The organism is Anaeromyxobacter oryzae, from assembly GCF_023169945.1.
Classification (GTDB): domain Bacteria; phylum Myxococcota; class Myxococcia; order Myxococcales; family Anaeromyxobacteraceae; genus Anaeromyxobacter; species Anaeromyxobacter oryzae.
In genome coordinates this window covers 200,207-214,875 of record NZ_AP025591.1, presented here as the reverse complement: position 1 = coordinate 214,875, position 14,669 = coordinate 200,207, and the positions used below count along the sequence as shown (strand labels likewise).

The 14,669-nt window shown below is 74.2% G+C and carries 13 protein-coding genes and 1 riboswitch; of the genes, 1 reads left to right on the top strand and 12 read right to left on the bottom strand.

From position 1 onward, the window contains the following. Positions 1–19: 19 nt before the first annotated feature. The 12 genes from cysT to cobA all read right to left on the bottom strand — a co-directional run bounded on the left by cysT (position 20) and on the right by cobA (position 12,486). Positions 20–859: a sulfate ABC transporter permease subunit CysT gene (gene cysT, locus AMOR_RS00885; RefSeq protein ID WP_248357577.1), complete on the bottom strand. Its 840-nt coding sequence runs from the start codon at positions 857–859 to the stop codon at positions 20–22. Further along, positions 856–1,575 carry a phosphoadenylyl-sulfate reductase gene (locus AMOR_RS00880; protein ID WP_248357576.1) on the bottom strand — a complete coding sequence of 240 codons (720 nt, stop codon included), beginning with the start codon at positions 1,573–1,575 and terminating at the stop codon, positions 856–858. The genes cysT and AMOR_RS00880 overlap by 4 nt, the downstream gene beginning before the upstream one ends. After that, positions 1,572–2,849, bottom strand: coding sequence for a sulfate adenylyltransferase subunit 1 (locus tag AMOR_RS00875; protein WP_248357575.1), 1,278 nt, complete (start codon positions 2,847–2,849; stop codon positions 1,572–1,574). Before AMOR_RS00875 ends, AMOR_RS00880 begins: the two co-directional genes overlap by 4 nt. Further along, the gene (cysD, locus tag AMOR_RS00870; RefSeq protein WP_248362649.1) at positions 2,850–3,752 is read right to left on the bottom strand and encodes a sulfate adenylyltransferase subunit CysD; all 903 of its coding nucleotides are present in this window, start codon (positions 3,750–3,752) and stop codon (positions 2,850–2,852) included. Between the two features lie 193 nt (positions 3,753–3,945). After that, positions 3,946–4,395: a M67 family metallopeptidase gene (locus AMOR_RS00865; protein ID WP_248357574.1), complete on the bottom strand. Its 450-nt coding sequence runs from the start codon at positions 4,393–4,395 to the stop codon at positions 3,946–3,948. Next, positions 4,392–5,348, bottom strand: a complete 957-nt coding sequence (locus tag AMOR_RS00860) for a PLP-dependent cysteine synthase family protein (protein ID WP_248357573.1) — start codon at positions 5,346–5,348, stop codon at positions 4,392–4,394. Before AMOR_RS00860 ends, AMOR_RS00865 begins: the two co-directional genes overlap by 4 nt. Further along, on the bottom strand, positions 5,345–6,310 hold the full coding sequence (cysK, locus tag AMOR_RS00855; protein WP_248357572.1) for a cysteine synthase A: 966 nt from the start codon (positions 6,308–6,310) through the stop codon (positions 5,345–5,347). The genes AMOR_RS00860 and cysK overlap by 4 nt, the downstream gene beginning before the upstream one ends. Positions 6,311–6,316: 6 nt before the next feature. Continuing rightward, a complete protein-coding gene (gene moeB / locus AMOR_RS00850; protein ID WP_248357571.1) occupies positions 6,317–7,483 on the bottom strand; it encodes a molybdopterin-synthase adenylyltransferase MoeB in 1,167 nt (388 codons plus the stop codon). A 3-nt stretch (positions 7,484–7,486) separates the two neighbouring features. Beyond that, positions 7,487–7,762 carry a MoaD/ThiS family protein gene (locus AMOR_RS00845; RefSeq protein ID WP_248357570.1) on the bottom strand — a complete coding sequence of 92 codons (276 nt, stop codon included), beginning with the start codon at positions 7,760–7,762 and terminating at the stop codon, positions 7,487–7,489. 28 nt (positions 7,763–7,790) lie between these two features. Beyond that, entirely contained in the window at positions 7,791–9,065 is a 1,275-nt protein-coding gene (gene thrC / locus AMOR_RS00840; RefSeq protein WP_248357569.1) for a threonine synthase, read from the bottom strand. A 31-nt stretch (positions 9,066–9,096) separates the two neighbouring features. Then, positions 9,097–9,172, bottom strand: a riboswitch (SAM riboswitch). 119 nt (positions 9,173–9,291) lie between these two features. Then, positions 9,292–11,127, bottom strand: a complete 1,836-nt coding sequence (locus AMOR_RS00835) for a nitrite/sulfite reductase (RefSeq protein ID WP_248357568.1) — start codon at positions 11,125–11,127, stop codon at positions 9,292–9,294. An 18-nt stretch (positions 11,128–11,145) separates the two neighbouring features. Further along, positions 11,146–12,486 (bottom strand): uroporphyrinogen-III C-methyltransferase, encoded by a 1,341-nt coding sequence (cobA, locus tag AMOR_RS00830; RefSeq protein ID WP_248357567.1) that lies wholly within the window; start codon positions 12,484–12,486, stop codon positions 11,146–11,148. 311 nt (positions 12,487–12,797) lie between these two features. Here cobA and AMOR_RS00825 point away from each other — a divergent pair, with 311 nt between their 5' ends. Beyond that, complete coding sequence (locus AMOR_RS00825; RefSeq protein WP_248357566.1) at positions 12,798–14,567, top strand: hypothetical protein; 1,770 nt, start codon at positions 12,798–12,800, stop codon at positions 14,565–14,567. Positions 14,568–14,669 lie beyond the last annotated feature (102 nt).

The following is a 14,669-nucleotide window of genomic DNA, read 5'->3' as shown; positions in this document are numbered from 1 at the left end:
ATCGCGTCGTGTGCGCCGGTCACGCCTGCCCCGTGCGCGTCCGGGTCCAGGCCTGGAGGCGGTTGATGGCGAGGAGGAGGACGAACGAGGCCGCGAGGAGCACCATCGCGATGGCCGCCGCGCCCGCGTAGTCGTACTGCTCGAGCCGGGTCATGATGAGGAGCGGCGCGATCTCCGTCCGGAGCGGCATGTTGCCGGAGATGAAGACGACCGATCCGTACTCGCCGAGCGCGCGGGCGAAGGAGAGGGCGAACCCGGTGAGCGCCGCGGGGACGATGGCGGGCAGCAGCACCCGCCGGAACGTCTGCCAGCGCCCGGCGCCGAGCACCGCCGCCGCCTCCTCCACCTCCGGATCGAGATCCTCGAGCACCGGCTGCACCGTCCGGATCACGAACGGGAGGCCGATGAAGGTGAGCGCGATCGTGACGCCGAGCGGCGAGAACGCGCCGTGGATGCCGAGGGGCTCGAGCCACCGTCCGAGCCAGCCGTTCCGGGAGTAGACCGCCGTCAGGGCGATGCCGCTCACCGCGGTCGGCAGGGCGAACGGGAGATCGACGATCGCGTCGACGAGCGAGCGTCCCGGGAACCGGTAGCGCGCGAGCACCCAGGCGACGAGCACGCCGAAGAGGACGTTCACCGCGGCCGCGGCGAGCGATGCGCCGAAGCTGAGCCGGTACGACGCGAGCGCGCGCGGAGACGCGACGATGCGCAGCGCGTCGGCCCAGGAGAGGGCGCTCGAGCGGAGCGCCAGCGTGGAGAGCGGCACCAGCACCACCAGGCACAGGTACAGGACGGTGAACCCGGTCGAGAGCCCGAAGCCGGGCAGGACGCCCGGGGAGCGGCGCGCGGCGCGGCTCACGACCGGCGCGGCTCCCCGCCCGGCGTCCGCTCCACGTGCAGGCCGCACTCCTTCTTCTCCTTCCCGCGCCACCGGCCGGCGCGCGGGTCCTCGCCGGGCCCGACCGGGGAGGTGCACGGCGCGCAGCCGATGCTGGCGTACCCCTGCGCGTGGAGCGGGTTCGTCGGCACCTCGAAGCGGCGCACGTGCTCGCGGACGCGCTCGGCGGTCCAGGCGGCGAGGGGGTTCACCTTCACCAGCCCGAACCGGGCGTCCCACTCGACGACCCGGGCGCTCGCGCGATCCGGCGTCTGATCCCGGCGGATGCCGGTCACCCAGGCGTCGAGCCTCGCGAGCTGGGACCGGAGCGGCACCACCTTCCGGACGTGGCAGCAGGCGTCCGGGTCCTCCTCCCACGGCGGCGGGCGGCCCGGGACGACGAGCGGCGCGTCCGGCCGGATGGCCTCGATCGACACCCCGTAGCGCTCCTCGAGCCGCGTCCAGAGCGCGTAGGTCTCGGCGAACAGGTACCCGGTGTCGAGCGTGAAGATGCCGACCGGCAGCCGCGCGCGCGCGATCACGTCCACGAGGACGCAGTCCTCCTCGCCGAAGCTGTTCGCGAGCTGGATCCGGCCCGCCGGGAACCGTGGCGCGACGGCCGCGAGGATCTCCTCGGGCGCCTTCCCCTCGAGGTCCGCCGCGAGGGCGGCGAGCGCGTCCTTCCCGACGACGCTCACAGGATCATCCCCGCGCCGACGGTGTCGTTCGTCGCCTCGTCCACGACCACGAACGCGCCGGTCTCGCGGCTCTCGGCGTAGCGATCCGCGGCGATGGGCACGGCGAGCCGGAGCGTCACCCGCCCGATGTCGTTCATCGCGAGCCCGCTGGTGCCGACCTGCTCCAGCGCGGCGAGGTCGATCTTCCAGGCGATGCCGGAGACCTGCGCCTTCGTCTCCCGCGTCGTGTGGCGGACGACGTACTTCCGCGCCGCCGAGAGCGGCCGCTCGGACAGCCAGCAGACCACCGCGTCGACGCTCCTCGTCGCCTCCGGCGCCTCCTCGGGGCGGACCAGCATGTCGCCCCGGCCGACGTCGACGTCGTCCTCGAGGACGAGCATGACGGACTGCTCGCTCCCGGCCTCCCGGAGGGAGACGTCGCCGATCCGGATCTCCTTCACGCGCGTGGTGAGGCCCGACGGCAGGACCTGCACCGCGTCGCCCACGGCGATCTCGCCGGACTCCACCCGGCCGGCCACGCCGCGGAAGTCGTGGTGCTCGCGCGTGTGCGGGCGGCAGACCCACTGGACCGGGAACCGGAACGCCTCGCGGGCCTCGGTGTGGGCCGCCGGGGCGTCCTCGAGGATCTCGAGGAGCGTCGGCCCGCCGTACCAGTCGAGCCGGCTCCCGCGCTCCACGACCATGTCGCCCTCGAGCGCGGACAGCGGGATGAACCGGACGTCGGCGATCCCGAGCCGGGCGGCGAAGGCGAGGTAGTCGGCGCGGATCCGCTCGAAGACCTCGGCCGACCAGCCGACGAGGTCCATCTTGTTCACCGCGATGACGAGGTGGCGGACGCCGACCAGGTGGGCGATGTACGAGTGGCGGCGGGTCTGGGTGAGCACGCCCCTGCGCGCGTCGACGAGGATGATCGCGAGGTCCGCGGTGGACGCGGCCGTCACCATGTTCCGCGTGTACTGCTCGTGCCCGGGCGCGTCGGCGATGATGTACTTCCGCGTCCCGGTGGAGAAGTAGCGGTGCGCGACGTCGATGGTGATCCCCTGCTCGCGCTCCGCCTGCAAGCCGTCGGTGAGGAGCGAGAGATCCACCGCGTCGAGGCCGCGGCGGCGCGAGGTCCGCTCGATGGCGTGGAGCGTGTCGGCCAGGATCGACTTCGTGTCGAGGAGGAGCCGCCCGATGAGCGTGCTCTTCCCGTCGTCGACGCTGCCGCAGGTCGTGAACCGGAGGAGCCCGCGGTCGGGCGGCGCCTCGAGGCGTTGGGCGGGGACGGACATCTAGAAATAGCCCTCCTTCTTGCGCTGCTCCATCGAGGCGTCCGAGGTCTGATCGTCGAGGCGGGTCGCGCCGCGCTCGGTGATCGTGGTCGTCGCCGTCTCGGCGACGATCGCCTCGAGCGTGGTGGCCGCCGACTCGACCGGCGCGGTGCAGGTGATGTCGCCGACCGTGCGGAACCGGACCGTCAGCTCCTCGACGACGTCGCCGGGCCTGGGCGGCGTCACCTCGGTGACCGGCACGATGGCGCCGCCGCGGCGGACGACGGGGCGCCGGTGCGCGAAGTAGATCGACGGGAGCTCGAGCCGCTCGCGGGCGATGTACTGCCACACGTCGAGCTCGGTCCAGTTGGAGATGGGGAACGCGCGGATGTTCTCGCCCTTCCGGATCCGCGCGTTGTAGAGGCTCCACAGCTCGGGGCGCTGGTTCTTCGGGTCCCACTGCCCGAACTCGTCGCGGAAGGAGAAGATCCGCTCCTTGGCCCGCGCCTTCTCCTCGTCCCGCCGCGCGCCGCCGATGCAGGCGTCGAAGCCGAACTCGGCGATCGCGTCGAGGAGCGTCACCGACTGGTGCTTGTTCCGGGGCTCGAGCGGGTGGGCGAGGACCACCTTGCCGGCGCGGATGGAGTCCTCGACCGAGCGCACCAGGAGCCGCTCGCCGAGCTCCGCCGCGCGGCGGTCGCGGAACGCGATCACCTCGGGGTAGTTGTGGCCGGTGTCGATGTGCATGAGCGGGAAGGGGAAGCGCGCCGGCCGGAACGCCTTCTCCGCGAGGCGGAGGAGGCAGATGGAGTCCTTGCCGCCGGAGAAGAGCAGCACCGGATTCGCGCACTGCCCGGCCACCTCCCGGAGCACGTGGATCGCCTCGGCCTCGAGCCAGTCGAGGTGGGAGAAGGCCTGATGCATCGGGATCGCCACGTTCACCTCGTCGCGCGGGCGCCGGGCCTCGCGCCTGCCGGTGGATGAGTATCCGGCATAACGGATGACGGCATCCTAGATAGCGGATGGCCGTCCGTCAAGCTGCGGCGGTCGCGCTGCCCTGCAAGCATTCGCACCGAGCGAGCGGCGCGGAGCGCCACGGAGTCGAGGGGCGAGCCCGTCAGGTCAGCGGACGCTCCACGAAGAGCCCCGCCTCGAGGACGTACCGGCGCGTCTCGGTGACCTTCCCGCCGCGCACGCCGAGCACGAGGTACTCCGCGCCGGGGAGGAGCGGCTCGCCGTCGACGAGCGCGTCGGCGCGGTCCTTCTCGGAGAAGTACGCGCCGACCTCCACGTGCGAGTGCCACACCGCGACGATCTCGCCACGGCCGTCGAGCAGCGACTCGTGCACGCGGAGCTGCGCCCTCGGATCCATCAGGTACGAGGTGCGGCTCGTGCGCGGGAACCGCTCCGGATCCTGGGCGTGGTACCGATCCGCGACGTTCGGCACGGGGACGACCTCGACGGCGCCGCCACGCTGGACCACGAACCCGCAGGCCTCGCGCTCGGGATCCGCCTCGCAGAGCGCCGCGATCCGGGCGAGCACCTCGGGGCCGTAGGCGGCGGTCACCAGGCGATCCTCCGCTCCCACCGGCGCGGCTCGAAGTAGCGGTCGGCGCGGTCCGGCAGGACCGTCACGACGTTTCCGCCGCGCCCCTCTGCCGCGAGCGCGCGCGCGACGCGCAGCGCGCCGGCGACGGCCGCCCCCGCCGAGTGCCCGACGCGCAGGCCCTCCTCGCGCCCGAGCCGCTCCGCCATCTCCCAGCCCTCGGCCGTCGGCAGCGAGATCACTCCGTCCAGCTCCTCGGCGCGGTAGATCGCCGGCACGATGGAGCTCGCCATGTGCTTCAGGCCCTCGAGACCGTGGAGCGGCTCAGCGGGCTCGACGGCGAGGCACCGGACGCCCGGGACGCGCGCCCGGAGGCCGCGCGAGGTGCCCATCACGGTGCCGCCGGTCCCGATGCCCGCCACGAACGCGGCCACGCGCCCCTCCAGCGCCTCCGCGATCTCGACGGCCGTGCCGAGCTCGTGGGCGCGCGGGTTCTCCGGGTTCCCGTACTGGTCCGGGTAGAACCAGCGCGCGGGGTCGTCCGCGACGAGGGCGCGGACCTTCCGGATCGCGCCGTCGGAGCCCTCGAGCGGATCCGAGAAGATCAGCTCCGCGCCGAACGCGCGGGTGATGCGCTTCCGCGCGGCGCTCACGTTCGACGGCATCACGAGGGCGCAGCGGAGCCCGAGCGCGGCGCAGATCCAGGCGTAGGCGACCCCGGTGTTCCCGCTCGTCGAGTCGACCAGGGTCTTCCCCGGGCCGAAGCGGCCGTCGGCGAGCGCCGTCTCGATCATGCGTAGCGCGGCCCGGTCCTTCACCGAGCCGCCCGGGTTCGCGAACTCGCACTTCGCGTAGATGGAGACGCCGGGGAGGTCGGCCCCGATCCGGCGGAGGCGCACGAGCGGCGTGTTGCCGACGAGGCGGGCGAGGGAGTCCACCGGGGCCGGGCCGTGGGGGAAGCTCGGTGCGCTCACGGCCGCGCCCCCTCGAACCACTCCGCGAACGAGAAGTACCGCTCGCCGGTGTCGGCGAACACGGTCGCGACCACCTTGCCGGGCCCGAGCGCGCGCGCGACGTCGAGCGCCGCGACCGCCGCCGCGCCGCTCGAGACGCCGACGAGCAGCCCCTCCTCGCGGGCGAGGCGCACCTTCATCGCCCAGGCGTCCTGGTCGGAGACGGCGATCACGCGGTCGTACGCCGACCGGTCCAGGACCTCGGGCACGAACCCGGCGCCGAGGCCCTGGATCCGGGTCGGGCCCGGCGCGCCGCCGGAGAGCACGGCGCACGCGGCCGGCTCCACGGCGACGAGCGCCACGCGCGGGTGCTCCCGGCGGAGCACCTCCGCGACGCCGGTCAGCGTCCCGCCGGTGCCGACGCCGGCGACGAACGCGTCCGGCGCGACGCCGGCGGCCCGGAGCTGCTCGACCAGCTCGCGGCCGGTGTGCGCGCGGTGCGCGGCGGGGTTCGCGGGGTTCGCGAACTGCTCGACGAGGAAGGCGCCCTCGCGCTCCGCGAGCTCTCGCGCGCGCGCCACCGACGGGCCCATCGCCCTCTCCGCCGGCGTGAGCACGAGCTCGGCGCCGTACGCCTCGAGCGCCTGCCGGTGCTCGAGGGACGTCGAGTCGGGCAGGACGAGGGTGAGCCGGTAACCCTTCACGGCGCAGACGAGGGCGAGGCCGATGCCGGTGTTGCCGCTCGTCGCCTCCACGACGCGGCCGCCGGGCCGGAGCCGCCCGGACCGCTCCGCGGCCTCGATCATGGAGATCGCGATCCGATCCTTCACCGAGCCGCCCGGGTTGAACGACTCGAGCTTCGCGAAGACCGCGGCGCCCTCGGGGACGACGACGCGCCGCAGCCGCACCACGGGCGTGCCCCCCACCGCGTCGAGGATGCTCTCGAGCGGCGGGGCGGCGCGCGGGCGGTCGCGGGGCGGCATTCCGGGCTAGTAGCGCGGCACGGTCGGGTCGATCTCCTCGCTCCAGCGGAGGATCCCGCCGGCGAGGTTCCACACGCGGCGGAAGCCGGCCGCCTGCAGCTGGCGGACGGCCCTCGCGCTCCGGCCGCCGCTCTTGCAGTAGACGATCAGGTCGCGCGCGCTGTCGAGCGTCGGCAGCGCCTCCGCGAACGAGGAGAGCGGGGTGAGGCGCGCGCCCTCGATCCGGCCGATGTCCCACTCGTGCGGCTCGCGGACGTCGATGAGGTCGAACGCGTCCTTCCGCCGCCGCCGCGCGTCCAGCTCCGCGGGCGTGATGGTCGGGATGCCGTCGGTCTCGTCCGGCTGGCCGCGGATGCCGCAGAACTGCTGGTAGTCGATGAGCGCCTGGATCTCGTGCGTGCCGCACGCCGGGCAGCTCGGGTTCTTGCGGAGCTTCACCGTCCGGAAGTCCATCCGGAGGGCGTCGAGGAGCAGGAGGCGCCCGACGAGCGGCTCGCCCGCGCCGACGATGAGCTTCACGGTCTCGGTGGCCTGCACGAGCCCGAGGAGGCCCGGCAGCACGCCGAGCACGCCGCCCTCCGCGCAGGAGGGGACGAGGCCCGGCGGCGGAGGCTCGGGGTAGAGGCACCGGTAGCAGGGGCCGTCCGTGGTGCAGAAGACGGTGGACTGGCCCTCGAAGCGGAAGATGGATCCGTAGACGTTCGGCTTCCCGAGGAGGACGCAGGCGTCGTTCACGAGGTAGCGGGTCGCGAAGTTGTCCGTCCCGTCCACCACGAGGTCGTAGTTCCGGATGATTTCGAGCGCGTTCTCGCTCGTGAGCTGGGTGTCGTACGCGACCACCTCGACGTGCGGGTTCACGTCGTGGATCCGGTCGCGCGCGGACTCGACCTTCTTCCGGCCGACGTCCTTCGTCCCGTGGATCACCTGGCGCTGCAGGTTGGTCACGTCGACGACGTCGAACTCGACCAGGCCGAGGGTGCCGACGCCGGCCGCGGCGAGGTAGAGGCCGATGGGCGAGCCGAGCCCGCCCGCGCCGACCATCAGGACGCGGGCGGCCTTGAGCCGGCGCTGCCCCTCGACCCCGACGTCGGGGATGATGAGGTGGCGGCTGTAGCGGAGGATCTCCTCCTGGCCGAGCTGCGGGAGCTCCGAGGCGGGACGCCCGATGGACATCGGTTACCCTCCGGCGATGGCGGGGACGACGACGATCTCGGCGCCGTCCGCGACGGGCGTCTCGAAGCCCTGCTGGAACCGGATGTCCTCGTCGTCGAGGTAGAAGATCACGTACGGGTACGGCTTGCCATCGGGGCCACGGAGCCGCGATCCGAGATCCGGGTGGCGCGCCGTGACGTCCTGGATGACCGCGCCGACGGTGGCGCCCTTCGCCTCGTGGACGGTCTGGCCGCCCGCCGACTTGGCGAGCACGGTGGGGAGCCTCAAGGTGACCGGCATCGTTTCGCTCCTGAAGGGTGACGGGGTTCTAGCGGGACGCCTCGACGAGCGCTGCGACCTCGCGCAGCTTCCCGGCGACGACGGGGGCCTCCGGCAGCGCCGGGAGGACGGCCTCGACCGTCTTCAGGCCGTTGCCGGTGATGCAGAGGACGAGCTCGTCCGTGGGCCGGAGCTGCCCCTCCCTCGCGAGCTTCAGGGCGGCGGCGACGGTGACGCCGGCCGCCGTCTCGCCGAAGACGCCCGTCGTCTCGGCGAGCAGCCGGATCCCGGCGACGAGCTCCTCGTCCGTGACCGCCGCGGCGCCGCCGCCGGAGGTCCGGATCGCCTTCGCGGCGAAGCGGCCGTCCGCGGGGTTCCCGATGGCGATGGAGCGCGCGATCGTCCGGGGCTGGACGGGCTCGATCTTCTCGCCGCCGCTCGCGACGAGGTTCACGATGGGCGCGCAGCCCGCCGCCTGCGCGCCGTACATCCGCGGCGCGGCGCCGTCGAGGAGCCCGGCGGTGCGCAGCTCGCGGAAGCCCTTGTCGAGCTTCGTCAGGAGCGAGCCGCCCGCCATCGGCGCGATCACCGCGTCGGGGGTCCGCCAGCCGAGCTGCTCGCCGATCTCGTGGGCCATCGTTTTCGACCCCTCGCCGTAGTAGCCGCGGAGGTTCAGGTTGACGAGCCCCCAGCCGAACCGGTCCGCGACCTGCGCGCAGAGGCGGTTCACGTCGTCGTAGGTCCCCTTCACCCGGACCAGCCGCGGGCCGTAGATCGCCGTGCCGACGATCTTCCCGACCTCGAGGTCCTCGGGGACGAAGATCCAGGCGGCGAGCCCGGCGCGCGCGGCCTGCGCTGCGACGGAGTTCGCCAGGTTTCCGGTCGACGCGCAGCCCACGGTGTCGAGGCCGAGCCCGACGGCGGCGTTGAGCGCCACGGCGACGACGCGATCCTTGAACGAGCAGCTCGGGTGCGAGACGGCGTCGTTCTTCACGAGCGCGCGCCGGACGCCGAGGGCACGGGCGAGGGCCGGCGCGTCGAGGAGCGGCGTGAAGCCGGTGTCCTCGGAGACGACCGGCGCGTCGAGGATCGGCAGCCACTCGCGGTACCGCCAGATCGAGCGGGGGCGCGCCTCGATCTCGGCGCGCGTGGGCAGCCGCCGGGCCGGGTCGTACACGGGCTCGAGCGGGCCGAGGCAGTGCTCGCACACCGCGACGGGGGACGGATCGGAGGGGGCGCCGCAGAGGCGACAGGACAGGGACGCGAGCCGGGGGCCGGACCGCTTGGCGACGGCGGTGCACGCCGCCGCGACGGGCGAGGACATCTGTCTTCCTTCCGCCCCGCCCGGGGGTATTCACCCGCAGGCGAGGAGCTTTTTAGCGGTTGGATTCACGTGGCCGCAATACGCCGCAAATCGCCACGGGCTGTCGTCGTCGCTCCCGGCCGGAGCCACCGGGCGAGAGCGCACGAATCCTAGGTAGCGGATACCCGTCCTGTCAAGCGGACGGGCGGACAAAAATCCGAGATCACGGACGCCGGCCCGAACGGGCTCAGGCCGCGCATTCGCCGTCGCCGACCTCGGGCCGGAAGACCTCGTCCGAGCCCGGCTCCACGAAGTCCTCGGCGCGCGCGTCCGCGAGCGCGAGCTCCTCGAGCGGGGCCAGCACCGCCCTCGCGCGGTCGAGGGCGCGGGCGAGGAACGGGCCCGGCGCCTCGCCCGGCGCGCGCTCGGCCCGCCAGAGGGCGACGAGGCGCGCGAGCGCGTCCGGCACGCGCCGCGCCGGGATCTTCGCGGCGAGCCGGCCGAAGGTCGCGCCGGTCTCGCCGACGCTCCCCCCGACGAGCACGAAGTATTGCGGGATCGTGCGCTCGCCGAGCCGGCGCGCGCTGCCCTGGAGGCCGACCGCCGCGAGGTGGTGCTGGCTGCAGCCGTTCGGGCACCCCGAGGCGTGGACCGGGAACGCCGCCTCGGCGAGCGCGTCCCGGCCGAGCCGGTCGCGCAGCTGGCGCTCGGCGAATCGCGCGACAGTGCGCGGGCTGGTCACCGCGAGGCGGCAGGCCTCCGCGCCGGGGCAGGAGACGATGTCGTCGGCGGTGCCGGCGGCGCGGACGAGGCCGGCGGCGGCGAGGCCCGCGTACAGCGCGGGGACCTCCGCGCGCGGCACCCAGCGGAGGTGGAGCTGGCCGCCCGGCGCGAGGCGGACCGTGCCGTCGCCGTGCGCGAGGGCGAGGTCCGCGAGGACCTCCAGCTGCGCGGCGGTGAGATCGCCCTGCGGGGCCGCGACCGTCACCACCTCGAACCCCGCCTGCCTCTGCGCGCGGACGTTGGTGCGGCGGAACGCGTCGAGGGCGGCGAGCGGCGCCTCGAGCAGTGGCACGACCTCGGGCGGGAGCCCGGGCCCGCGCGCCGGCGCGGCGGTCACGCGGCGGGCGATCTCGGCGGGCGCGGGCGCCTGCGGCCGCGCGAGGGCGGGAGCGCGCTCCTCGGGCGGGCGCTCCGGGTCGAACGGGAGGCGCGGCGCGCCCTCCGCCTGCACGCGGATCAGCTCGGCCTGGACGAGCTCGCGGAACGCGGCCTCGCCGAGGTCGCGGACGAGGAACTTGAGACGGTTCCGGGCCTTGTTCACGCGGTCACCGCGCGCGTGGAAGATGCGGACGACCGCCTCGGCGAGCGCGAGCACGTCGGCCGCGGGCAGGAAGTCGACGAGGACGAGCCCCGAGGTGCAGAGCGAGGACGTGCCGCCCGCGGCGGTGACGCGGAAGCCGCGGATGGTCCGGCCGGCGACCTCGCGGACGGCGGCGCGGAACCCGAGGTCGTGGATGGGCGTCGCGACGTGGTCCGTGGCACAGCCCTCGAAGGCGATCTTGAGCTTCCGCGGCAGCGCGTTCGCGAGCGGGTGGCGGAGGAAGTGGCGCGTCGCCGCCTCGGCGTAGGGCGTCGGGTCGAAGACCTCGTCGGCGGAGACGCCCGCGAGCGGGCAGGTCACGACGTTCCGGACGGTGTTCCCGCCCGCGCCAGCGGTGGTGAGGCCGGCCTCCGCGAGCCGGCGGAGCGCCGGCTCGAGGTCCGCGGGGCAGACGAAGTGGAGCTGGAGATTCTGCCGCGTCGTGACGTGGCCGAACCCGCGCGAGAAGCGCGCGGCGACGTCGGCGAGCGCCCGGAGCTGCGCCGCGTCGGCGAGCCCCTGCGGGATCTTCACCCGCAGCATGTGCACGCCGTCCTGGCGCTGCGAGTACGCGCCGCGCGCGACGCGGTAGGCGCGCCAGCCTTCGGCGTCGAGCTCGCCGCGCTCGAAGCGGCGGAGCCGCTCGACGAAGGCGTCGATCTCGGAGGGGTCCGCGAAGGTGGGGCGGGCGCGGCCGGCGGGGAGGGTCGAGGTGGTCATGGCAGGGGTCCTTCGGGCTCAGCGGTCGCCGGCGGCTGCGCGGGGGCGCTCGCGGACCGCTGCGAGGGCCGCGACGGCGCCGACGACGAGGGTGCCGGGGAGGTGGGCGCGGTCGCCGGGCAGCGGCGCGGTGGCGAGCTCCGCGAGCGTGCCGGTCCAGGTGAAGGCCTCGACGCTCGACGCGCCGAGGAGGACGGCGGCGGGCGTCGCAGGATCCCAGCCGCGGGCGCGGAGCCGCGCCGCGATGCCAGCCCGGGCGCCGACGCCCATGAGGACCACCAGCGTGAGCGCCGCCGGTGCGATGGCGTCGAGGAGGGGGCCGTAGGTGCCCTCGGCGTGGCCGGAGACGACGGCAAAGCCCGCCGCGAGCCCGCGGTGCGTGACGGGGATGCCGGCGAGGGCGGGCGCGGCGATCGCGGAGGTCACGCCGGGCACGATCTCGAAGGGCACGCCGGCCTCGGCGAGCGCGAGCGCCTCCTCGCCGCCGCGCCCGAGCACGAAGGGATCTCCGCACTTCAGCCGCACGACGCGCTGGCCGCGGCGGGCGGCGCGCACGAGGAGCCGCTCGATCGCACGCTGCGAGACGCTGGGGCGCCCCGCGCGCTTCCCGACGTGGAAGCAGTGGGCGCGCGGCGCGAGCGCGAGGGCCGCCGGATCGACGAGCGCGTCGTAGAGGACGACGTCCGCCTGCCCGAGCCGCTCCGCCGCCCGCCGGGTGAGGAGGCCGGGATCGCCGGGGCCTGCGCCGACGAGGGAGACGAAGCCGCCGGGGAGCGGCGGGGTCGCCGCGGCGCCGCGCCCGCCGGCGTAGAGCGCGTTCAGCCGCTCGAGGAGGAGCGGGCGGCGCGTCGCCATCGGCACCCGTGCGCGCTTCCACTCCGCGCGCGCGGCCTCGGCGGCGTCCATCCAGGCGGAGAGGTCGTCGGGCAGGACGGCCTCGAGCGCCTCGCGGAGGAGGCCGGCGAGGGCGGGCGCCTTGCCGCCGGTCGAGACCGCGACCGTGGCCCCCCCGCGGCGCACGACGCCCGCGGTGTAGACGGTGGCGTGGTCCGGATCGTCGACGGCGTTCACGAGGATCCGCCTCGCCTCGGCCGCCTCGGCGACGGCCCGGTTCACGTCCGGGGTCGCGGCCGCGACGGCGAGCCAGGCGCCGTCGAGATCCGCGGGCGCAAAGCCGCGCCGGTGCACGACCGCCGCGAGCGCGGCGACCTCGTCGCGAAGCTCCGGCGCCACCACCGTGATGCGCGCGCCGGCCTCCGCGAGCTGCCGCGCGCGCACCGTCGCCATCGCGCCGCCGCCGACGAGCAGGACGTCGCGGCCGGAGAGCTTGACGAACAGCGGGAGGAGGGGCTCGCTCATGTCGATCCGGTGCCGCGCGGCACGGTGAGAGCCCGGGAGGGCCCGCGTCGCCGGGACCTCCCCGCGAGCGCCCGGGACGCGAGGACGATTTCATCCTAGATGGCGGACGGATCTCCCGTCAAGCAGAACGTCCGTTTTAGCGGATGGCGTCGCAGGCCCTGCCGTGGCGCCGCCGAGGGGCCGGAACGCGGACTGTGCGTACGTTACGTCGGCCCCCCGCCTGCGGCCTCCTCCTGATTCTTCTGCTTCGCGCGACTTCCTCTAGAATGGCGCCCCCTTCACCCCGGCCGCGGCCCTGGAGCCACAGATCCATGCCTGACACCCGCAAGCGCAACCTCATCGCCCAGTGGGCCTTCGACACCCGCCCCGTGCTGCTGCGGTTCCACCTCTGGCTGGAGGACGTCGAGGTGGAGCGGCACCAGCCGGACCCGGTCTCCGCCCACAGCTTCACGCCGCGCGGCATCGCGCGCTGCCTCGCCATGACGTCGGCCGCGACCGCGCTCGGCACGCGCCTCTACGGCGAGTTCGGTGCCGGGGCCGGGAAGGACAAGGCCGCCTACAACCAGGTGAAGAAGTCCGCGGACGCCATCAGCGCCTACGTGATGAGCGAGGGCCTCTGGCACCTCACCCGCACGCTCCCCGAGAACCACGCGATCATGGTGTGCCTCGGCGAGGGGCTCATGCCGAAGGCCGGCGAGACGCCGGAGATGGGCGCGAACCCGCTGCTCGGGTTCGGGCGCGTCTACGCGCGGCCCGAGGTGGCGCGCCAGGTGGATCGCCTGGTCCACAAGCTGCTGAACGACCCGAACCACTCGTTCGAGGAGTTCTACGCGAAGCTCCAGGAGAAGGGCATCACGCTCTGGGGCGCCGCGGTCGACACGCTCGAGAACACCTCGCGCTTCGCCGAGGGCAAGCTCACCGGCCCCATGGCGGTGTTCCACCTGTTCGACTCGCCGCTCACCGTCTCGCGCCCCTACGAGTCGTACATGGGGTGCCTCACGCTGCCGCGCCGCGTGGCGGCGTCGGCGGAGCGCGACTCGCTGCTCCTCGACTACCGGACGCCGCGAAACCAGGTGATGGAGGCGATCGAGGCGACGTACCCCGGCATCGAGCGGAAGAACGTCCACGTCTGGACGCTCCGCGGGAAGAGCCGCGTGGGCCGCCTCGGCAAGCGCTGGGAGGAGTGGAAGGCGCTCGGCGCGCACCTCGTCGAGGACGGGTGGAAGGCGCCCTCCGGGATCGAGGTCTTCACCGACTCCGGCACGTACGCCCCCACGTTCCTCGTCGGCAGCTGGCAGGACGCCGCCGGCGCGACCCACGTGTTCCTCTGCGACGGATACGCGGCGACGGCGGAGGCGATGCAGGCCTCGAGCCTCTCCTCCGTGCTCGACGTCGACTGCACGATGGCCGTCTTCTCCCCCGAGTTCGCGCTGCCCTGCGGCGAGGAGGGCAAGCTCATGCAGCTCGACCCGCGGGCGCCGGACTTCTCGCGGCGGGTCGGCGAGCTCTTCGGCGGGCGCGTGCTCGAGGCCGGCGAGGTGAAGACCTACGCCGAGGCGATCGAGGAGGCGGCCTCCTCGAACATGCCGCTCAAGCAGCGGGTGATCCGCGCCGACGACTTCCTGCCGGAGAAGAAGTGGGGTGTCCTCGCGAGCATCGGGTACATGTGCGACGACCCGTACACCGGCTCTCCGGGCGTGGAGCAGGTCGGCGAGGGGCTCTACCGCGTCACGACGCAGCTCGCGACGCGGAACGCGTCCGCGCGGATGGCGTTCACGTTCCGGCTCATGGAGCCGGTCTCGGAGATGCGCCACGTCTTCAGCCCGCTCCTCGTCCGGTTCCTCTCCGGCGTCGACTGGACCCGTCGCCCGGTTAAGATCTCCGACTCCGGCCGGATCCGGAACGAGCTCCAGACGATGCTCTCGCAGGCGCTCGAGCACGACGGCGACACCATCCGCGTCCACTTCGATCGCGTGGACGACAAGGTGATGCCGAAGGACAAGCAGGCCCGGATCCGCCAGGTGCTCGAGTGGTACAAGGCGAACCACCCGGTGTGGTTCGAGTGGCTCGAGGTCGCCTGACGGGGCGGCGTCCCGCGGCCCGGCCCTACCGCGCAGGGCGCCCTCCGCGGGGGCGCCCCCGCCGGTCGCCCGAACGTGCGGTGCGCGGCGGCGGCGGAGCCC

Excerpts from the sequence above, each read along its gene's own strand:
- AMOR_RS00825 (WP_248357566.1), top strand. The coding sequence starts at position 12,798 with ATGCCTGACACCCGCAAGCGCAACCTCATCGCCCAGTGGGCCTTCGAC.
- moeB (WP_248357571.1), bottom strand. The coding sequence starts at position 7,483 with ATGTCCATCGGGCGTCCCGCCTCGGAGCTCCCGCAGCTCGGCCAGGAG.
- AMOR_RS00835 (WP_248357568.1), bottom strand. The coding sequence starts at position 11,127 with ATGACCACCTCGACCCTCCCCGCCGGCCGCGCCCGCCCCACCTTCGCG.
- cysD (WP_248362649.1), bottom strand. The coding sequence starts at position 3,752 with ATGCATCAGGCCTTCTCCCACCTCGACTGGCTCGAGGCCGAGGCGATC.
- AMOR_RS00875 (WP_248357575.1), bottom strand. The coding sequence starts at position 2,849 with ATGTCCGTCCCCGCCCAACGCCTCGAGGCGCCGCCCGACCGCGGGCTC.
- cobA (WP_248357567.1), bottom strand. The coding sequence starts at position 12,486 with ATGAGCGAGCCCCTCCTCCCGCTGTTCGTCAAGCTCTCCGGCCGCGAC.
- cysK (WP_248357572.1), bottom strand. The coding sequence starts at position 6,310 with ATGCCGCCCCGCGACCGCCCGCGCGCCGCCCCGCCGCTCGAGAGCATC.
- AMOR_RS00845 (WP_248357570.1), bottom strand. The coding sequence starts at position 7,762 with ATGCCGGTCACCTTGAGGCTCCCCACCGTGCTCGCCAAGTCGGCGGGC.
- thrC (WP_248357569.1), bottom strand. The coding sequence starts at position 9,065 with ATGTCCTCGCCCGTCGCGGCGGCGTGCACCGCCGTCGCCAAGCGGTCC.